This is a genomic window from Streptomyces sp. NBC_00490 (assembly GCF_036013645.1).
GTDB classification, from domain to species: domain Bacteria; phylum Actinomycetota; class Actinomycetes; order Streptomycetales; family Streptomycetaceae; genus Streptomyces; species Streptomyces canus_F.
The window spans coordinates 5,578,290-5,596,853 of the sequence record NZ_CP107869.1; the positions used below are offsets into that span (position 1 = coordinate 5,578,290).

Genomic DNA, 18,564 nt, shown 5'->3' on the forward strand with positions numbered 1-18,564 from the left:
CGGAGCCGATCCATGCTCACGACCCTGACAACCTCGTACACCGACACGCGCGCGGCCGACCTCGCCTGGGCCCTGGGGCGCGAACCGCTCCCCGCACTGGCGACCCTCGACCTCGCGTTCGATGGCACGAAGCTGGAACTGAGACTCCTCGGAGCGTCCCATCAGGTGCTCCTGGAGGAGGAGCGGGGCACCTGTTCGGAGACGGTGGCGTGCATCCCGGGCAGCAGCACCCCGCTCCCCCTGGGCGTCGCCAAGCGGGTCGGCAACTGGGAGTACGAGTTCGCGGCCCGGGTGGAGGTCCTCTCGCCGGGCCAGTTCGCGGGCCGCGCCCAGGAGTTGCTGGCCCTCGTCTCCGACCACCCGCACGGCCTCGCCGGCGTCTTCCCCGGCAGCCCGCACGCCTTCACCGCACTGCTGGCCCAGCGCCAGGAGGGGCAGGTGCTGTGGCGGACCTGGCACGCCTACCCGCAGGACGGACAGCTGGTGGCGACCAGGACCCGGGTGGGGGTGAGAGCCCCCGCGGGCCGGCTCAGCCCGAGCGGCGTCTGACGGCACGCCCGGGATCCCGGGCGAGATCACCCTTCACGTCGTACAAACGCCACGCGCCCGATCGACCCGCAGTTCCACACGTGTGGGTGACGAAGCGTGAACCGGGCATGACGTACCGTCGCAACGTGATCGAACCGCACGCGCCCGCTCCACCCGGCACCACGCCGCCCTGGGCCGGGCCCGCGCGGCTTCCCGTCCGGCCCGGGATCGGCAGGTTCCTGGTCCTCGCCTGCGTCTTCGTCTGCGCCGCGTGCGGACTGGTGTACGAACTCGAACTGGTCGCCCTCGCCTCGTACTTGATCGGCGACTCGGTCACCCAGGCCTCCGTCGTGCTGTCCGTCATGGTCTTCGCGATGGGCATCGGCTCGCTCCTCGCCAAGCGGCTGCGCTGGCACGCGGCCGCCGCCTTCGGCGCGATCGAGGCCGCCCTCGCCCTCGTGGGCGGCCTCAGCGCGATGGCCCTGTACGCCGCCTTCGCCTGGACCGGCGACTGGGGCGGCATCTGGGCGAACGGCTCGCGCTGCCTCCTCGTCGCCTTCTCCCTCGCCATCGGTCTGCTGATCGGCGCCGAGGTCCCGCTGCTGATGGAGCTCATCCAGCGCGTCCGCCGCCAGGACCCGGGCGGCGCGGTGGCGGACCTGTTCGCGGCGGACTACGTGGGCGCGCTGGTCGGGGGCCTGGCCTTCCCGTTCCTGCTGCTGCCGCTGCTGGGCCAGCTGACGGGCGCCCTGATCACCGGCACGGTGAACGTGATCGTGGGCGGCGCGCTGGTGCTGGGCCTCTTCCGCCGGGACCTGTCCTGCCGGGCCCGCTGTCTGCTGCTGATCACCAACCTCGTCGTGCTCGGCACCCTGGCCGCGGCCGCCGTCCTGGTCGACGACTTCGAACGGGCGGCCCGTCAGGCGGTGTACGGCGACGACGTACGCGTGGCCCTCCAGACCGACGTCCAGGAGGTCGTCCTCACCGGCGGCACGCGAGGGCGTCCCCTCGACCTCTTCCTCGACGGCCGGCTGCGGGTCAGCGGCCGCGACGAACACCGCTACCACGAGGCGCTGGTCCACCCCGCGATGCACGGCGAGCACGCGCGCGTACTGATCCTGGGCGGCGGGGACGGCCTGGCGGCCCGCGAGGTGCTGCGCCATCCGGATGTGCACCGGGTGGACGTCGTGGAACTCGACGCGGGGGTGGTGCGGCTGGCCCGCGAGGACCCGGCACTGTCCGCGCTCAACGGACACGCGTACGACGACCGGCGCGTCCAGGTCACCACGGGCGACGCCTTCAACTGGCTGCGGGGAGCGCCGCGGGGCGTCTACGACGTGGTGATCGCGGACCTGCCCGACCCCGGGATCACGGCCAGCACGAAGCTGTACTCCCAGGAGTTCTACGGCCTGGTCAGGCGGGCGCTGGCTCCGGGCGGCCGCGTGGTGGTGCACGCCGGTCCGGTGTCGAGCCGCCCCCGCGCCTTCTGGACTGTGGACAGGACGATCCGCGCGGCGGGGCTGAGGACGGTGCCGTACTGCGTGGGCGGCCGCGACTCCGGCTTCGCGGCGGGCCCGGACCGCACGACGGGGGCGAGCCGGGCGCCGCGGGACTGGGGGTTCGTCCTGGCCTCCACTCACCGCCCGGACCTCCGGCTCGACGCCGAGGGGTCGGAGCGGACGCTGACCCGGGCGGGCCTGGAGGCGGACAGGAGGGCGGCGGAGAAGACGCGGGTCAGGGGGTCGGAGGTGTCGACGCTGGTGCATCCGCGCTATTGAGGCCCGCGCCGACGCGCGGTCACTTTCAACCAACCAGGGTGCGCGGCGGCGCCCACTGGGTAGGCTCGGTGACCATGGAGCATGAGGTGTTCGTTCCGGTTCCGGCCGAGCGGCTCAGGGAGGCGCTGGCCGATCCCGTTCGGTTCGCCCGGGCTGTTCCCGGGCTCCAGCAGGACGCAGGCGCCGAGCCCGTCAGCGGGCGGCTGAAAGTACGCGTCGGCGGCCACACCATCACCTACCGCGGCTCGGCCCGCCTCTCCGCCCGGGACGACGGTTCCCACGTCGTCGAGGGCGACGCCACCGAGGCCCGTGGCACCGGCGTGGTGAAACTCGCCCTCACTCTGAGGGTGGACGAGGCCGACGGCGGCTCCCGGCTCACCTTCTCCGGCACCGCCTCCGCCGACGGTCGCATCAAGGAGCTTCCGGCGGATGCCGTCACCTCGGCCGTCACCCGCCTGCTGAACCGTTTCGCGGAGCACCTGGGCTCGACGACGGAACCCAAACGGGGCCCGCAGCCCGCACACACCACCGACCCGACCGAGCCTCCGGCCGACGGGGACGCAAAGCAGGCCGAACCTTCGGCCGCCGAGACCCCCGGGCGCGACGAGCCTGCGGCTGGCGGGGGTGCGGAGCAGGACGAGCCTTCGGCCGCCGAGTCGCGGACGGCCAAGGGCACCGAGTCCCCGGCCGCCGAGAGTGCCGGGCGTGACGGGCCTTCGACCGCCGAGAACACCGGGCGCGACGAGCCTGCGGCTGGCGGGGGTGCGGAGCAGGACGGGCCTTCGGCCGCCGAGCCGTCGACAGCCAAGGGCACCGAGTCCTCGGCCGCCGAAGGCGCCGGCGTTCCGGACTCCGCCGACGCCGGCCCGGCGGCGACTCAGGACGGCGACACCACCGGGCCCGCCGCCCCCCTCGCCCCCGAAGCCACCGGAGACTCCGCACCCTCCGCGACGGGCGACTCCGAGGCCGGTCCCGACGCCGACGGCACACCCGCCACCCCCGAAGCCCCGCACACCCCGGACGCCCTCGACGAGCCCGCCCCCGTACCCGTCGAACCCGAACCCGCCCCCGTCGGCTTCACCCCCGACCTCCCCGCCGAAGCCGCGCACGCGCGCCGCACGATGATCGGCCGGAGTGCGGAGGAGGTCGACCACGCCCCGCCGCGCGGCCGGTACGCGCCCGTGCCCGCTCCGCACACCGGTGCCCCGCACTCCGCCCTGCGCTGGGCGGCCCCCGCGGCGGCCGTCGTCGTCGCGTCGGCGATCGTCGTCAGCCGGGTGCTGCGCAAGCGGCACTGAGGAATCGGGGATGGCCGGAAGCACCCCCTTGATCACCGCAGTAGGGTCGTCCCGTGAGTAACGAACCCATCACGCTGACCGCGGGCGACGCGGAGGTGACCGTGCTGCCGGGAAACGGCGGCCGGATCGGCGGACTGCGCGTCGGCGGTACCGAACTGCTGCGGCAGGGCGAGCGCTTCGGCTGTTTCCCGATGGTGCCCTGGTGCGGGCGGATCAGGGACGGCCGTTTCCGGGACGGGGCGACGGTCCATCAGATGCCGCTCAACTCCCCGCCGCACGCCATCCACGGCACCGCCCGCGACGGCGCCTGGCGCGTCGCGCGCACGACGACGGACGAGGCGGTCATCACGTACGACCTGGTCGAGCCCTGGCCCTACCCGGGCCGGGTCACGCAGCAGGTCGCCCTCACACCGGACGCCGTGACGCTCACGATGTCCGTCGAGACGTACGACTCCTCCTTCCCGGCCCAGATCGGCTGGCACCCGTGGTTCAACAGGAACCTCGGTGGCGAGGACGTGCGGCTGGCCTTCTCCGCCGCCTGGCAGGAGGAGCGCGGCGACGACCACCTGCCCACCGGCAACCGTCTCGACCCCAAGCCCGGCCCCTGGGACGACTGCTTCGGGATGCCCGGCGGCGTGGACGTCACCCTCACCTGGCCGGGACGGCTGGAGCTCACCGTCGCCTCCCGCGAGGAGTGGGTCGTGGTCTACGACGAGCAGGCCGAGGCGGTCTGCGTGGAACCGCAGACCGGGCCGCCCAACGGACTGAACACCGCCCCCCGCCTGGTCACGCCCCTGGAGCCGCTGGAGGCCTCGACGACCTGGAGCTGGCGCCGCCTCTAAGCTGGCAGGCATGACGGACGACGTACGCGGCGCGCTGCTGCAGCAGATCAAGGACAAGGCCGTGGTCCACGGCAAGGTGACCCTCTCCTCGGGCCTGGAGGCCGACTACTACGTCGACCTGCGCCGCATCACCCTGGACGGGGAAGCCGCCCCGCTGGTCGGGCAGGTGCTCCTGGACCTCACCGCCGACCTCGACTTCGACGCGGTGGGCGGCCTGACGATGGGCGCCGACCCGGTCGCCGCCGCCATGCTGCACGCGGCCGCCGCCCGCGGCCAGAAGCTCGACGCCTTCGTCGTCCGCAAGGCCGCCAAGGCGCACGGCCTCCAGCGCCGCGTCGAGGGCCCCGACATCGCGGGCCGCCGGGTCCTGGTCGTCGAGGACACCTCCACCACCGGCGGCTCCCCGCTCACCGCGGTCGAGGCCGTGCGGGAGGCGGGCGCCGAGGTCGTCGCCGTCGCCACGATCGTGGACCGCGCGACCGGTGCGGCGGAGAAGATTCAGGAGGGCGCGGGGGTTCCGTATCGCTTCGCCTTCTCCAAGGATGAGCTGGGCCTCGACTGAGTTATCCACAGGCTGAGACGTGAGGGCGGACCATCCGGTCAAGTCTGGAAAGATGGGGCCGACGATGACGTCGCCCCCTAGGTCAGGGCCGTAAGGAACCAGCCAACCCGCACAATCAAGGAGCGGTCAGATGCCCATCGCAACTCCCGAGGTCTACAACGAGATGCTCGACCGGGCGAAGGCGGGCAAGTTCGCCTACCCGGCCATCAACGTCACCTCGACGCAGACCCTGCACGCGGCGCTGCGCGGCTTCGCCGAGGCCGAGAGCGACGGCATCATCCAGATCTCGACCGGTGGCGCCGAGTTCCTGGGCGGTCAGTACAACAAGGACATGGTCACCGGTTCGGTGGCTCTTGCCGAGTTCGCGCACATCGTCGCCAAGAAGTACGACATCACCGTCGCGCTGCACACGGACCACTGCCCCAAGGACAAGCTCGACGGGTATGTACGTCCGCTGCTCGCGGTGTCGGAGGAGCGCGTCGCCCGCGGCGAGAACCCGCTCTTCCAGTCGCACATGTGGGACGGCTCGGCCGAGACCCTCGCGGACAACCTGACCATCGCGCAGGAGCTCCTCGAGCGCGCCCGCGCCGCGAAGATCATCCTCGAGGTCGAGATCACCCCGACCGGTGGCGAGGAGGACGGCGTCTCGCACGAGATCAACGACTCCCTCTACACCACGGTCGACGACGCGATCCGTACCGTCGAGGCCCTCGGCCTCGGTGAGAAGGGCCGCTACCTGCTCGCCGCCTCCTTCGGCAACGTGCACGGTGTCTACAAGCCGGGCAACGTCGTCCTGCGCCCCGAGCTCCTCAAGGAGCTGAACGAGGGCGTGGCCGCCAAGTACGGCAAGGCGTCCCCGTTCGACTTCGTCTTCCACGGCGGCTCCGGCTCCACCGAGGCGGAGATCGCGCTCGCGCTGGACAACGGCGTCGTGAAGATGAACATCGACACGGACACGCAGTACGCCTTCACCCGCCCGGTCGCGGACCACATGTTCCGCAACTACGACGGTGTCCTGAAGGTCGACGGCGAGGTCGGCTCCAAGAAGACCTACGACCCGCGCACCTGGGGCAAGCTGGCCGAGGCGAGCATGGCCGCGCGCGTGACGGAGGCCTGCGCCAACCTGCGTTCCACGGGTACGAAGCTCAAGTAACCCGAGATCCTCACGAGCCCGGCGTCTGTCTACGGCGCCGGGCTCGCTGTATACCTGGGGCATGTCCGATGTCCGGCTGTCCTCGCCGCAAGGCAAGTGGATCCTGCTGACCACTGTGCTCGGCTCCAGCATGGCCCTGCTGGACTCGACCGTCGTCAACGTGGCGCTTCCCCGTATCGGCGAAGACCTGGACGCGGATCTCGCCGCCCTCCAGTGGACGGTCAACGCGTACATGCTGACGCTGGCCGGGCTGATCCTGCTGGGGGGATCGCTCGGGGACCGCTACGGGCGGCGCAAGGTCTTCGTCGTGGGCGTGGTCTGGTTCGCCGCCGCCTCCCTGCTGTGCGGACTCGCGCCGAACGCCGGTGTCCTGATCGCCGCCCGCGCCCTGCAAGGGGTCGGCGGCGCGCTCCTCACCCCCGGCTCGCTCGCCCTCATCCAGGCCTCCTTCCACCCCGACGACCGGGGCCGGGCCGTCGGCCTGTGGTCCGGGTTCGGCGGCATCGGAGCAGCGGTGGGGCCGTTCCTGGGCGGCTGGCTGGTGGACGGACCGGGCTGGCGCTGGGTGTTCCTGCTGAACGTGCCGGTGGCGCTGCTGTGCGCCCCGATCGCGGTGCGTCATGTCCCGGAGTCCGGGGACGGGCGGGTCCACACCCGTTTCGACGTGCTCGGCGCGGTACTGGGCGCGCTGGCCCTGGCGTTCGTGACGTACGCGCTGATCGAGGCGCGCGGGGGGTCCGTGGCGGTCGTCGTCGCGGCGGTCGCCGGGGTGGCCGCGGGGGTGGCCTTCGTGGTCGTCGAGAAGCGCCGCCCGGACCCGATGATGCCGCTCGACATCTTCGCGTCGAGGCAGTTCACCGCCGTCAACCTCGTCACGCTCTGCGTCTACGCGGCCTTCGGCGGCTTCTTCTTCCTGGCCGCGCTCCAGCTCCAGGTCGTCTCCGGCTACACGGCCCTCGGCGCGGGGACGGCCCTGCTGCCGACCACCGCCCTGATGCTGCTGTTCTCCGCCCGCTCGGGCGCCCTCGCCGACCGCATCGGCCCCCGCATCCCGCTGACCGTCGGGCCGCTGCTGTGCGCGGCGGGGATGCTGCTGATGCTGCGGGTCGGCGAGGACGCCTCGTACGTCGCCGACGTCCTGCCCGCCCTGCTGGTCCTGGGCCTCGGCATGGTCGGCCTGGTCGCCCCGCTGACCGCGACCGTCCTGGCCTCCGTGGACGTGGGACGGGCGGGTCTGGCCAGCGGTGTCAACAACGCGGCCGCCCGGGCGGCGGGCCTGATCGCGGTGGCCGCGCTGCCGCTGATCGCCGGGATGGGGGAGGAGGCGTACCGGTCGCCGGCCGCCTTCGACGAGGCGTTCGGGCGGGCGATGACGGTGTGTGCCGGGCTGCTGGTGCTGGGAGCGGGCGTGGCCTTCGCGACCGTACGCACCCTGCCGCCGGACTGTGTCCGGCCGGAGTGCCTCCACCACGGGTCCGTCATGGCGCCTCCGCTGGAGGGTCGGCCGGCGCGGAAGCGTCTGGTCTAGCGGGGCCCTCGGCCGCCCCGCCGATGGAGGAGACTTGACCCATGTCGATTCACGAAAATCTCCTCGGGGGACCGCCCCCGACCCACCTCCCCGACGACCCCGGGCCGCGTGAGCTGCTGGCCGCCGGTACCGCGCCCGCCGATGTCGCCGCGAAGTACCCGACGTCCTCGCTGGCCTGGGCCCGGCTGGCCGACGACGCCTTCGAGCGGGGCAGCGTCGTGGAGTCGTACGCCTACGCCCGTACGGGCTACCACCGCGGTCTGGACTCGCTGCGCCGCAACGGCTGGAAGGGCCACGGCCCGGTGCCGTGGGAGCACGAGCCGAACCGCGGTTTCCTGCGCGCCCTGCACGCCCTCGCCCGCGCCGCGGGGTCGATCGGTGAGCAGGAGGAGTACGAGCGCTGCTCGCAGTTCCTGAAGGACTCCTCGCCCACGGCGGCACAGACGCTGGGCTAGGGAAGGCTCCGGTGCGGGGCCCGTCCGGCGGTGACCGGGCGGGCCCCGCGCTTTTCCCGCCCCCTCGCGGCCGCATGACCGGCTGACAGGTTCTTCAACAGTTCTTCATCGGCTCCGCCCTACGGTCGGCCTGCCCGGCGCGGTCGCGGACGGGTTCGACAGGAGAGCGGGAGAACCGATGGGGACGTATCGGATACTGCCGGCCGTGGCGGCCTCGGTCGTGGTGTTCGTGGTCGGCGGCTGCGGGAGCGGTGACGAGGGGGCGGGGGTCCCGACGGCAGACGGCGGCACGGGCGTGTCGGCCTCGCAGAGCGCCGGGGACGACGTGGCCGCGTATGTGCAGGCCCGGCGGGAGTACGTGAAGTGCCTCCGGGAGAACGGCGTCGACGCCCCGGACCCGGACGCCAAGGGGAACATCGACTTCGGCGGCGCCGACATTCTGCGCGCCCTGAAGAAGGACCCCAAGTTCCTGACCGCCACCCAGAAGTGCGGCAAGGACCTGCCCGCCGTGCCCGAGAGCCTCGAGAAGGGCAACCAGCCCCCGCTCTCCGCCGAGCAGATCGAGGTGGAGCGCGAGTACGCCGCGTGCATGCAGAAGAACGGCGCCGCCGACTTCCCCGACCCGGGGCCCGACGGTCTCGGCCAGGGCGAGTGGGACCAGACCTCGGCCGGTGCGAAGCGGGCCACCCGTATCTGCGGGCCGATCATCGGGGTTCCGGCGACTCCGAGCCCCGGCAAGGGCTGATCATGGCGGATGTGGACACCACGGACACGGCGGGAGCGGCCGGTGCGGTGCCGCTGCCGGCGCGCGGCGGACCGAGGCGGCGTACGGCGCTCCTCGCCTCCGCCGGGGCCGTCGTCGTGACGGCCGTCGCCGTCGTCGGAGCTCTCGGGCTCGGCGGTGGCGCGGAGGAGGGCCCGAGCGCACCCTCCCGGGCCGGCTCGGTCGTCGCGGTCACCCGCGCGACACTGACCGAACGCACCCAGGTGGACGGCCGGTTGGGCTACGGCACGGAGATACCGCTGCCGGTCAGGGCGACGGGCACGGTGACCTGGCTGCCGGAGCAGGGTGTCACGGTGCGGCGCGGTGGCGCGCTGCTCCGTGTCGACGACCGCCCCGTGGTGCTCCTGTACGGGAGGCTGCCCATGTACCGGGACCTGGGGCTGACCGCCACGACCGATACGACGGGCACGACCGACCCGACCGACTCCGAGTCCACCGAGGCCTCGGGATCCGGGGCCGACGGTGAACGCGCCGCGCCGACCGAGCCGCCGGCCTCGGCCGAGCCGTCCGCGCCGACGGAGCTCAAGGGCATGGATGTCCTCCAGTTCGAGACCAACCTGGCCGCACTCGGCTACACCGGCTTCACGGTGGACGAGACGTTCACCGCGAAGACGGCCCAGGCGGTCGAGCGCTGGCAGAGGTCGCTCGGGCTGCCCGAGACCGGGACGGTCGGCATCGGTGACGTCGTCTACTCCACGGGCCTGGTCCGGATCGGTCGGCCGGGCGTCCGGCTCGGCGGCGCCGCCGGAGAGAACACCCTCACCTACACCGGTACCGCCCGGAAGGTCGTCGTCGACGCCTCCGCCGCGGACGCCGCCTGGGCCGTACGCGGTACGGGGGTCCGCGTCCGGCTGCCCGACGGGACGACCGTGAAGGGCGAGGTGGCGTCGGTGGGGAAGCAGGCGGCGCCCGAGGGGGGCGGCGAGGGCGACCCGGAGCAGGGCGGCGCCACGGTGCCGGTGACCGTCACCATCCGGGACCAGAAGTCCGTGGGGCGCCTGGAGAGCGGGCCCGTCACCGTCGAGTACGTGGGGCGTGAGGCCAAGGACGTCCTCGCCGTACCGGTCGCCGCGCTGGTCGCCCTCGCCGAGGGCGGGCACGGACTGGAGACCGAGCAGGGCCGGTTCGTCGCCGTACGGACGGGGCTGTTCGCCGACGGCAAGGTGGAGGTCAGCGGTCCCGCGGTCCGCGAGGGCATGAAGGTGAGGATCCCGGAGTGAGTGAACGTCCGCCCGCGGTCGTGGAGTTCGACGCGGTCTCCAAGACGTATCCCGGCCCGGTGACCGCGGTCCGTGACGTGAGTCTGCGCATCGGGCGCGGCGAACTGGTCGGCGTGGTCGGCCCGTCGGGCTCCGGCAAGTCCAGCGTGCTCCACCTCATGGGCAGCCTCGACCGGCCCTCCGCCGGCCGTGTCCTGATCGACGGCCACGACGTGGCGCGGCTGTCCGACCGCGAGGTCTCCGCGCTGCGGGCCACCCGGATCGGCTTCGTCTTCCAGCAGTTCCACCTGGCGGTCGGCGTCCCGGTACTCGACTCGGTGGCCGACGGCCTGCTCTACGCGGGCGTCCCGGTGCGCCGCCGCCGGGCCAGGGCCGCCGCCGCGCTGGCCCGGGTCGGGCTCAGCCACCGCGTCCACCATCTGCCGCACCAGCTCTCCGGCGGCGAGCGGCAGCGCGTCGCGGTCGCCCGCGCGGTGGTCGGCGGACCGGCGGTGCTGCTGGCGGACGAACCGACCGGAAACCTCGACTCCGCGTCGGGAGCCGCCGTACTGGACCTGCTGCGCGAACTGCACGAGGGCGGTACGACGGTCGTGGTCATCACCCATGACCGGGAGATCGCCGCCCGGCTGCCCCGCCGTATCGAGATGCGCGACGGCCGGCTGGTCGGCGACCCGGTGCGCGGCACGACGAGCGGAGCGCACCGGTGAAGGACAGCGTGCCGAACCCCGCCCTGCGGGAACCGCCGCGCGCCGCGCGGTTGCGGCCCGCCGATGTCGTACGGCTCGGCGGGACCGGTCTGCGGACCCGGCCGTTGCGGGTCTTCCTGTCCGCGCTCGGTATCGCCATCGGTGTCGCCGCCATGATCGCGGTGGTCGGCATCTCCGGCTCCGGACAGGCGGAGGTGGACCGGCGGCTCGACGCCCTCGGTACCAACCTGCTGCGGGTCGCCCCCGGCGAGTCCCTCGCGGGGGAGAAGGCCGAACTGCCCTACGAGGCCGTCCCGATGATCCGCCGGATCCCGCCGGTGCGGCAGGTCGCGGCGACCGGCGCGACCGACGCCCACGTGTACCGCAACGAGCGCATCGCCATCGGCCGCACCGGCTCACTGACCGTTCTCGCGGCCGGGCGCGAGCTCCTTCCCGCCGTCGGCGGTCAGGTCCGCCGGGGCCGCTGGCTGGACTCCGCGACCGGCGAGTACCCCGCCGTCGTCCTCGGCGCCACGGCCGCCCGGCGGCTCGACGTGTACTCCCCGGGAACCCGTCTCTGGCTCGGCGGCCGCTGGTTCTCGCTGATCGGCGTCCTCGACCCGGTGCCGCTCGCTCCGGAGCTCGACAGTGCCGCCCTGGTCGGCTGGTCGGCGGCCCGGACCTATCTGCGCTTCGAGGGCCACCCGTCGACGGTGTACGTCCGCGCCGAGGACAGCGAGGTCACCGCGGTACGGGCGGTGCTCCCGGCCACGGCCCACCCCGAGAATCCGGGCGAGGTACGCATCTCACGGCCCTCCGACGCGCTCGCCGCCCGGGAGGCCACCGAGTCCGCGCTGACCGGACTGCTGCTCGGCCTCGGAGGGGTCGCCCTGCTCGTCGGCGGTGTGGGTGTGGGCAACACCATGGTCATCTCGGTCCTGGAGCGGCGCGGGGAGATCGGTCTGCGCCGCGCCCTCGGGGCGACCCGGGGCCAGATCCGCACGCAGTTCGTGACGGAGTCCCTGCTGCTCTCCCTCATCGGCGGCCTCGCCGGAACGGTCCTCGGCACCCTCATCACCGCGGGCTATGCCCTCAGCCGCGACTGGCCTACGGTCGTCCCGGTCTGGGCGAGCGTGGCGGGCGTCGCCGCGACACTGCTCATCGGCGTCATCGCCGGCCTGTACCCGGCGGTCCGGGCGAGCGGGCTGGCGCCGACGGAGGCGCTGGCCGGCACATGAGTACCGTCGGACATTCCGCGCCGACGGTCCCGTACGGAACAGGAGTCACGTTGAGTCCCTGCGCTGCGGCAGCCGAGGGCGGATGGCGATGAGCTTCCGGATCAGGGTTCTCGGTCTGCTCATGGTGGTCGCGCTGGCCGCCACCGCCGCCACCGCCTGGCTGACCCTGCGGCAGGCCAACCGCCAGGTGCAGGAGACCGCCGCGGCGGGCCGTCAGGAGGTCGCCCGGATCACCGGCGAACTGCGCGCCTACGGATTCGCCCACGGCACCTGGGAGGGGCTGTCGCCGACCGTGGCCGAGCTCGCCCGGGACACCGGCCAGCGCATCCGGGTCGCCACCGAGACCGGCAGCCTGCTCGTCGACTCCGATGCCCTCTCCGGCCGCACCCCCCGGGCGCTGAGCGGTCAGCCCGCGGTGCTGGTCGACGCGCGCCCCGTCCTGAGCGTCCCCGAGGGCAAGGTGCCCCGGATGTCGCTGAAGCGGACGGCCATCGTGATCTCCGACTACCGCGCCGCCGTGGTGTACGCGGCCTGTCTGACGCGGGCGGGAGCCGAGGTGACGGCCCGGCCGGGCGCGACCGGTGTCCCCCGGATCAGCACGGACCGTCGCCCCTCGCAGTGCCGGGAGCCGAGCGGAACGGCGGATCCGAGGACCCAGCAGGATCTCGACGCGCTCCGGCCGTGCGAGTCCGAGCAGCCGATCGCCACCTGCCTCCAGCGGGTCTTCAACGAGCGCGTCGGCGCCACCGCCCCACCGCGCCTGGAGATCCGCCTCGGCTTCCGGAACGAGTCACCGCCCACCCTGGCCACCGCGCCCACCGTGGCCGTCGCGGTGGGGGTCGCCCTCGCGGTCATCCTCGGTGCCCTGCTGCTGAGCCGGGCCGTACTGCATCCGGTGCGGGCCATGACACTCGCGGCGAAGGAGCTGGGCGAGGGCGACCTGGCCAGGCGGGTCCCCGTCTCCGGCCGGGACGAGATCGCGCAGCTCGGCGGCGCCTTCAACCGTATGGCCGACTCCCTCCAGGCGGGCGAGGAGCGCCAGCGCCGCCTCACCGGTGACATCGCGCACGAGCTGCGCACCCCGCTGGCCAATCTGCGCGGCTATCTGGAGGCCCTGCGGGACGGTGTCGTGGAGCCGACCCCGGAACTGCTCGCCTCGCTCCACGAGGAGGCACTGCTGCAGCAGCGGGTCGTGGACGACCTCCAGGATCTCGCCCTCGCGGAGGCCGGCGCGCTCACCTACCACCCCGTCGCGGTCGATCTGCGTGACCTCCTGGAGGCCGCCCGCACCGCCCACCGCGCCCAGGCCGAGGCGGCGGGCGTGAGGCTGGAGCTGCGGGCGCCGGGGTCCGTGATCGTGACCGCGGACCCGGACCGGCTGCGCCAGGTCGTCGGCAACCTGGTCGGCAACGCGCTGCGGGCCACCGCGGCGGGCGGGACCGTGACCCTGGCCCTGAACGTGCGGGGCGGGCCGGCCGTCGTGGAGGTACGGGACACCGGCAAGGGGATATCGGCCGAGGACCTGGAGCATCTCTTCGACCGATTCTGGCGGGCGGACGCTTCCCGGGGACGGGCGACCGGCGGCAGCGGCCTGGGGCTGTCCATCGCCCGCCAGATCGTCACCGACCACCGGGGCACGATCGAGGTGCGCAGCGCGGTCGGTGTCGGCACGGTCTTCACGGTCGTCCTGCCCGCCGCACCGGACGGCGTCGGCGGTTCAGGAGCGGGCTGAGTCCGAGCCCTCCGCGAGGCGGTAGCCCCGGCCGTACACCGTCTCCAGGAGGCGGGGCCGCTGCGGGTCCGCCTCCACTTTGCGGCGCATGTTCATCATGTGGGCGTCGACGGTCCGCTCCATCACGTCCCGGTCGAAGCCGAAGACGCGCTCGATGATCTGCGCCCGGGTGAAGACCCGGCCCGGTTCCCGCGCCAGCATCTCCAGGATGGCGAACTCCTTCGCGGTCAGCGTCACCGGCCGTCCGGCCACGCGGACCTCGAAGCGCGCGGTGTCCAGCTCCACCGCACCGACGCGCAGCACCGCGGGCTCCGCGGCACCGCCCGAGTTCCTGGAGCGGCGCAGCAACGCCCGGACCCGCGCGGTCAGTTCGCGGGGGCTGTACGGCTTGGTGAGGTAGTCGTCGGCACCGAGGTCGAGGCCCAGGAGCATGTCCTCCTCGGTGGTGCGGGCGGTCAGCAGCAGAATCGGGACGGCCGACTCGGTGCGCAGGATGCGGCAGACGTCGAGCCCGTCGACCAGCGGGAGCATCACGTCGAGCACGATGAGATCCGGCTTCGAGGAACGAGCCCGTTCCAGCGCGGCGCGGCCGTCGGCCACGACGTGCACCGCGTTTCCCTCCCGCTCCAGATAGATCCGGATCAGTCGGGACTGCTTCTCGTCGTCCTCGGCCACCAGAATCCGAGCGCTCAACGCTTCTCCCCCAGCACAGACCTTCCCCCGGCGCGGTCCCGCGCGCTCCAGAACCGTAGTACAGGCGGCCGCGCCGGGTCCGCCGGGTGTGATGGGGCGAACCTTGCCATTTCGCGGGACCATCGAAGAGGATGCCTGGCGGGGACCGGGGCCCCCGTGTCGGTAACGGCAGGGGCGGACCGCTACCCGGAGTACATAACAGGAGACAGCGATGTCCCACGAGGCTCATGACATTCAGGAGCCAGAGACTCCGCATCTCGACTTCGAAGGCACGACGCCGTACGAGGACTACGTCAAGGCGGACGTGCTCACCCACCTCCAGCACACCCTCTCCGACGATCCCGGAGAGATGGTCTTCCTGGTCACGACCCAGGTCATGGAGCTGTGGTTCACCGTCATCGTCCACGAGTGGGAGACCGCCGCGCGAGCGCTCCGCTCCGACGACGTGCCGGTCGCGGTGGACGCCCTGAAGCGTTCCGTACGCGAGCTGGAGGCGCTGAACGCCTCCTGGAAGCCGCTCGGACAGCTCACGCCGGCCCAGTTCAACTCCTACCGTGCCGCCCTCGGCGAGGGCTCCGGCTTCCAGTCCGCGATGTACCGCCGGATGGAGTTCCTGCTCGGCGACAAGTCCGCGTCCATGCTGGTGCCCCACCGTGGCGCGCCGCGTGTGCACGCGGAGCTGGAGAAGGCGCTGCACGAGCCGAGCCTGTACGACGAGGTGCTGCGGCTGATGGCGCGGCGCGGGCATGCGATCCCGCAGCCGGTGCTCAGCCGTGACGTGTCGCGGCGGTACGAGCCGTCCGCCGAGGTCGAGGCGGCCTGGACCGCCGTCTACTCCGGTGACGCCACGGACGAGGTCGCCCGGCTGGGCGAGGCGCTGACCGACGTCGCCGAGCTGGTGTGGCGCTGGCGCAACGACCACCTGGTGGCCACGCGGCGCGCGATGGGCGCCAAGGCGGGCACGGGCGGTTCGGCCGGTGTGGCCTGGCTGGAGAAGCGCGCGCAGAAGAACGTCTTCCCCGAGCTGTGGACGGCACGGTCCCATGTCTGAACTCATCGCGCGCGCCGAGAAGTCGGACGCCGCCGACGAACTGGCGGGACTGCGTGCGCAGTTCGTGCTCGACGATGTCGTGTACCTGGACGGGAACTCGCTCGGTGCGCTGCCCGCCGCCGTTCCGGGGCGGGTCGAGGACGTCGTACGACGTCAGTGGGGCGCGTTGCGCATCCGGTCCTGGGACGAGAGCGGCTGGTGGACCGCGCCCGAGCGGATCGGCGATCTGATCGCCCCGCTGGTGGGGGCGGCGGCCGGGCAGATCGTGGTCGGAGACTCCACAAGTGTCAACGTCTTCAAGGCACTTGTGGCGGCGGTCAGGATGGCGGGGCCCGGCCGGGACGAGATCGTGGTCGACGCGACCACCTTCCCCACCGACGGGTACATCGCCGGGTCCGCGGCCCGGATGACCGGCTGCACGCTGCGTCCCGTGACACCGTCCGAGGTGCCGGGAGTGCTGGGTGAGCGTACGGCGGCCGTGCTGCTGAACCATGTCGACTACCGCACGGGCCGGCTGCACGACCTGCCCGCGCTGACGGCGGCCGTGCACGCGGCCGGTGCCGTGGTGGTCTGGGACCTGTGCCACAGCGCGGGCGCGCTGCCGGTGGGGCTGGACGAGCACGGGGTCGACCTCGCGGTCGGCTGCACCTACAAGTACCTGAACGGCGGCCCCGGTTCACCGGCGTACCTCTATGTGCGCTCCGGTCTCCAGGACCGTTTCGACTCCCCGCTGCCCGGCTGGAACTCCCACGCGGAGCCCTTCGGGATGCGGCCCGACTACGAGGCGGCGCCGGGTGCGCTGCGCGGGCGGGTCGGGACGCCGGACATCCTGTCGATGCTGGCGCTGGAGGCGGCCCTCGAGGTGTGGGACGGCGTCTCCGTCGAGGCGGTGCGCGCCAAGTCCCTCGCGCTGACGGACTTCTTCCTGGAGTGCGTCGCCGCGTACGTGCCCGCGGGGCGGGTGGAGTCGCTGACTCCGGCGGCCCACGCGGAACGCGGCAGTCAGGTGGCGTTGCGCTGTGAGGACGCCGGGGACGTGATGAAGCGGCTGATCGAGCGGGGTGTGGTCGGCGACTTCCGGTCCCCGGACGTGCTGCGGTTCGGGTTCACACCGCTGTACGTCGGGTTCGCGGACGTGGAGCGGGCGGCCCGGGTGCTGGGGGAGGTCGTGGCGTGAGGGGGTGCTGTCGCGGTCCGGCGGTCGCCGGTTGAGCGCCGGGTCGCGACAGCCTGCCGGTGCGGGGCACGCCGGTCAGCTGCCGGTGGCGTACACCCCGGCCAGGGCCGCCGCGTGGGCCGCCCTGGCGGCGCGGTCGGCCGCTGCCGGGTCCGGTGGCGTGCCGGTGGTCAGCAGCGCGTAGTAGAGCGGTGCCGACACCGCCCGTACGACGGCCGCCGCGTCGGTGCCCCGCGGCAACTCCCCGCGCTGCACGCCCTGTTCGACGCAGGGGGCCCACTCCGCGACCCGGACGTCGTAGAAGCGGCGCAGGGCCTGTGCCGTACGTTCGTCGCAGGCGGCCGCCGCGATCACCGCGCGGAACAGGGCGCCCTGGCGGGGGTCGGCGAGAGTGCGCTGCACCAGACGGGAGTTGGCCTGGAGGTCGCCCAGGACCGACCCGGTCTCCTCGCGCGGCAGCGACTGCTCGGCCATGTCGGCGAGCAGATCGGCGACCAGTGCGGTGACGGAGCCCCACCGCCGGTACACGGTGGTCTTGCCGACCTCGGCCCGGCGGGCGACGTCCGCGAGATCGAGATGCGCGAATCCCTGCTCGGCGAGCACGTCACCGGCAGCCCGCAGCACGGCCGCACGGACACGTGCGGTACGCCCTCCGGGACGCAGGGTGCCGGGCTCGGCGGACATAACGGCCTCCTTGGTGCGCGCTGGCCTTCCGGCGCCCAGAGTAACGACACAGCAGAACCGTTTACCCCTCACCGAGCGTGACATCCGCGTTGTCCGTGCACGTCACCGGCCTGGTACCGTCCCGGCCAACGGCCGAATTCTCTCCAGGTCCGCCACATCCGTCTCGCCCAAATACGTTACGTCGCTGAGAGGTTGGAGCATGCCGGACGACTCCGCAGCAGCCCGCGCCGCCGCCGAGGAGGAGTCGGCCTTCTCCCACCCGCCCGTCGACCCCGACGTCAGCGCCGCGTACGGGGACCACCCCGACCAAGTGATCGACTTCTACACACCGAAGGGCGACGTCAGCCTGGCGCCGCTCGTGATCGTGCTGCACGGGGGTGCGTGGCGCGCACCGTACGACCGGCGCCACATCACCCCGTTCGCGGACTTCCTGACGCGGCGGGGGTTCGCGGTGGCCAACGTCGAGTACCGCAGGGGTGCGATGCTGCCCGGGCAGAGCGGGCCCGAGCCGGGCGCGGGGTCCGGCGCGGGGCCCGTCGCGGGGCGGTGGCCGGACACGTTCGACGACGTCGCGGCGGCGCTGGACGCGCTTCCCGATCTCGTACGGCAACTCGTGCCGCAGGCCGATCCGCGGCGCATGGTGATCACCGGGCACTCGGCGGGCGGTCACCTGGCGCTGTGGGCGGCGGCGCGTCATCTGCTGCCCGCGGACGCCCCGTGGCGCACGGACCGGCCCACACCGCTGCGGGGCGTGGTGGCGCTGGCGCCGATCGCGGACTTCACGGTCGCGGGGAAGCTGGACGTGTGCGGGGGCGCCGCGCTGCAACTCCTCGGCGGGGAGGCGCACTTCGGGGAGCGCCAACCGTACGCGGACCCCGCGCTGCTGCTGCCGACCGGCATCGCGACGACGCTCGTCCAGGGGCGTACGGACGTGGATGTGCCGGAGGCCGTCGCCGAGGCGTACGCGGACGCGGCGGCGAAGGCGGGGGAGGTGGTGGGGCTGACGTTGCTGGAGGACGTCGGTCACTTCCCGCTGATCGATCCGGCGGCGGACGCGTGTGCGGTGGTCGTGGAGGAGATCGCGCAGTTGGCGTGGTGACGGGCCGGGGCTGACCCGGCGCTGACCCGGCACCTCTGATACCCGTAATACCTGAG

The 18,564-nt window shown here is 73.1% G+C and carries 18 protein-coding genes; 16 read left to right on the forward strand and 2 right to left on the reverse strand.

The genetic code is table 11. The annotated features are described in order from the left end of the window. Window positions 1-12 precede the first annotated feature (12 nt). From OG381_RS25350 to OG381_RS25410, 13 genes are all read left to right on the forward strand, one after another. Window positions 13-549: a DUF2617 family protein gene (locus OG381_RS25350; RefSeq protein ID WP_327718361.1), complete on the forward strand. Its 537-nt coding sequence runs from the start codon at window positions 13-15 to the stop codon at window positions 547-549. 125 nt (window positions 550-674) lie between these two features. Beyond that, complete coding sequence (locus tag OG381_RS25355; protein ID WP_327718362.1) at window positions 675-2,306, forward strand: polyamine aminopropyltransferase; 1,632 nt, start codon at window positions 675-677, stop codon at window positions 2,304-2,306. 74 nt (window positions 2,307-2,380) lie between these two features. Continuing rightward, a complete protein-coding gene (locus OG381_RS25360; protein WP_327718363.1) occupies window positions 2,381-3,604 on the forward strand; it encodes an SRPBCC domain-containing protein in 1,224 nt (407 codons plus the stop codon). A gap of 53 nt (window positions 3,605-3,657) precedes the next feature. Beyond that, window positions 3,658-4,446, forward strand: a complete 789-nt coding sequence (locus OG381_RS25365; protein WP_327718364.1) for an aldose epimerase family protein — start codon at window positions 3,658-3,660, stop codon at window positions 4,444-4,446. A 10-nt stretch (window positions 4,447-4,456) separates the two neighbouring features. Further along, a complete protein-coding gene (gene pyrE / locus OG381_RS25370; protein ID WP_267015326.1) occupies window positions 4,457-5,008 on the forward strand; it encodes an orotate phosphoribosyltransferase in 552 nt (183 codons plus the stop codon). Between the two features lie 130 nt (window positions 5,009-5,138). Then, window positions 5,139-6,161: a class II fructose-bisphosphate aldolase gene (gene fbaA, locus OG381_RS25375; protein WP_307028028.1), complete on the forward strand. Its 1,023-nt coding sequence runs from the start codon at window positions 5,139-5,141 to the stop codon at window positions 6,159-6,161. Window positions 6,162-6,222: 61 nt separating this feature from the next. Then, a complete protein-coding gene (locus tag OG381_RS25380; protein WP_327718365.1) occupies window positions 6,223-7,689 on the forward strand; it encodes an MFS transporter in 1,467 nt (488 codons plus the stop codon). 41 nt (window positions 7,690-7,730) lie between these two features. Next, window positions 7,731-8,144, forward strand: coding sequence for a DUF3151 domain-containing protein (locus OG381_RS25385; protein ID WP_307028024.1), 414 nt, complete (start codon window positions 7,731-7,733; stop codon window positions 8,142-8,144). 178 nt (window positions 8,145-8,322) lie between these two features. Continuing rightward, a complete protein-coding gene (locus OG381_RS25390) occupies window positions 8,323-8,889 on the forward strand; it encodes a hypothetical protein (protein ID WP_327718366.1) in 567 nt (188 codons plus the stop codon). A gap of 2 nt (window positions 8,890-8,891) precedes the next feature. After that, window positions 8,892-10,148, forward strand: coding sequence for a peptidoglycan-binding domain-containing protein (locus OG381_RS25395; RefSeq protein ID WP_327718367.1), 1,257 nt, complete (start codon window positions 8,892-8,894; stop codon window positions 10,146-10,148). Next, window positions 10,145-10,855, forward strand: a complete 711-nt coding sequence (locus tag OG381_RS25400) for an ABC transporter ATP-binding protein (RefSeq protein WP_327718368.1) — start codon at window positions 10,145-10,147, stop codon at window positions 10,853-10,855. Before OG381_RS25395 ends, OG381_RS25400 begins: the two co-directional genes overlap by 4 nt. After that, window positions 10,852-12,072 carry an ABC transporter permease gene (locus tag OG381_RS25405; RefSeq protein WP_327718370.1) on the forward strand — a complete coding sequence of 407 codons (1,221 nt, stop codon included), beginning with the start codon at window positions 10,852-10,854 and terminating at the stop codon, window positions 12,070-12,072. The genes OG381_RS25400 and OG381_RS25405 overlap by 4 nt, the downstream gene beginning before the upstream one ends. 88 nt (window positions 12,073-12,160) lie before the next feature. Beyond that, on the forward strand, window positions 12,161-13,804 hold the full coding sequence (locus OG381_RS25410) for a sensor histidine kinase (RefSeq protein ID WP_327718371.1): 1,644 nt from the start codon (window positions 12,161-12,163) through the stop codon (window positions 13,802-13,804). Here OG381_RS25410 and OG381_RS25415 read toward each other — a convergent pair. Then, window positions 13,790-14,497 carry a response regulator transcription factor gene (locus tag OG381_RS25415; RefSeq protein WP_327718372.1) on the reverse strand — a complete coding sequence of 236 codons (708 nt, stop codon included), beginning with the start codon at window positions 14,495-14,497 and terminating at the stop codon, window positions 13,790-13,792. The two genes, OG381_RS25410 and OG381_RS25415, sit on opposite strands and share 15 nt — an antisense overlap. A gap of 211 nt (window positions 14,498-14,708) precedes the next feature. Between OG381_RS25415 and OG381_RS25420 the strand changes: the two genes are divergently transcribed. Continuing rightward, window positions 14,709-15,548: a tryptophan 2,3-dioxygenase family protein gene (locus OG381_RS25420; protein ID WP_327718373.1), complete on the forward strand. Its 840-nt coding sequence runs from the start codon at window positions 14,709-14,711 to the stop codon at window positions 15,546-15,548. Continuing rightward, on the forward strand, window positions 15,541-16,725 hold the full coding sequence (gene kynU, locus OG381_RS25425) for a kynureninase (protein WP_327718374.1): 1,185 nt from the start codon (window positions 15,541-15,543) through the stop codon (window positions 16,723-16,725). The genes OG381_RS25420 and kynU overlap by 8 nt, the downstream gene beginning before the upstream one ends. A 75-nt stretch (window positions 16,726-16,800) precedes the next feature. Here the strand turns inward: kynU and OG381_RS25430 are convergent, their stop codons facing one another. Beyond that, the gene (locus OG381_RS25430) at window positions 16,801-17,409 is read right to left on the reverse strand and encodes a TetR/AcrR family transcriptional regulator (RefSeq protein ID WP_327718375.1); all 609 of its coding nucleotides are present in this window, start codon (window positions 17,407-17,409) and stop codon (window positions 16,801-16,803) included. A gap of 199 nt (window positions 17,410-17,608) precedes the next feature. On the opposite strand from OG381_RS25430, the gene OG381_RS25435 reads away from it, so the two are divergent. Beyond that, window positions 17,609-18,508 carry an alpha/beta hydrolase gene (locus OG381_RS25435; protein WP_327718376.1) on the forward strand — a complete coding sequence of 300 codons (900 nt, stop codon included), beginning with the start codon at window positions 17,609-17,611 and terminating at the stop codon, window positions 18,506-18,508. Window positions 18,509-18,564: the final 56 nt, after the last annotated feature.

Excerpts from the sequence above, each read along its gene's own strand:
- OG381_RS25350 (WP_327718361.1), top strand. The coding sequence starts at position 13 with ATGCTCACGACCCTGACAACCTCGTACACCGACACGCGCGCGGCCGAC.
- OG381_RS25360 (WP_327718363.1), top strand. The coding sequence starts at position 2,381 with ATGGAGCATGAGGTGTTCGTTCCGGTTCCGGCCGAGCGGCTCAGGGAG.
- pyrE (WP_267015326.1), top strand. The coding sequence starts at position 4,457 with ATGACGGACGACGTACGCGGCGCGCTGCTGCAGCAGATCAAGGACAAG.
- fbaA (WP_307028028.1), top strand. The coding sequence starts at position 5,139 with ATGCCCATCGCAACTCCCGAGGTCTACAACGAGATGCTCGACCGGGCG.
- OG381_RS25380 (WP_327718365.1), top strand. The coding sequence starts at position 6,223 with ATGTCCGATGTCCGGCTGTCCTCGCCGCAAGGCAAGTGGATCCTGCTG.
- OG381_RS25385 (WP_307028024.1), top strand. The coding sequence starts at position 7,731 with ATGTCGATTCACGAAAATCTCCTCGGGGGACCGCCCCCGACCCACCTC.
- OG381_RS25390 (WP_327718366.1), top strand. The coding sequence starts at position 8,323 with ATGGGGACGTATCGGATACTGCCGGCCGTGGCGGCCTCGGTCGTGGTG.
- OG381_RS25395 (WP_327718367.1), top strand. The coding sequence starts at position 8,892 with ATGGCGGATGTGGACACCACGGACACGGCGGGAGCGGCCGGTGCGGTG.
- OG381_RS25410 (WP_327718371.1), top strand. The coding sequence starts at position 12,161 with ATGAGCTTCCGGATCAGGGTTCTCGGTCTGCTCATGGTGGTCGCGCTG.
- OG381_RS25420 (WP_327718373.1), top strand. The coding sequence starts at position 14,709 with ATGTCCCACGAGGCTCATGACATTCAGGAGCCAGAGACTCCGCATCTC.
- kynU (WP_327718374.1), top strand. The coding sequence starts at position 15,541 with ATGTCTGAACTCATCGCGCGCGCCGAGAAGTCGGACGCCGCCGACGAA.
- OG381_RS25430 (WP_327718375.1), bottom strand. The coding sequence starts at position 17,409 with ATGTCCGCCGAGCCCGGCACCCTGCGTCCCGGAGGGCGTACCGCACGT.
- OG381_RS25435 (WP_327718376.1), top strand. The coding sequence starts at position 17,609 with ATGCCGGACGACTCCGCAGCAGCCCGCGCCGCCGCCGAGGAGGAGTCG.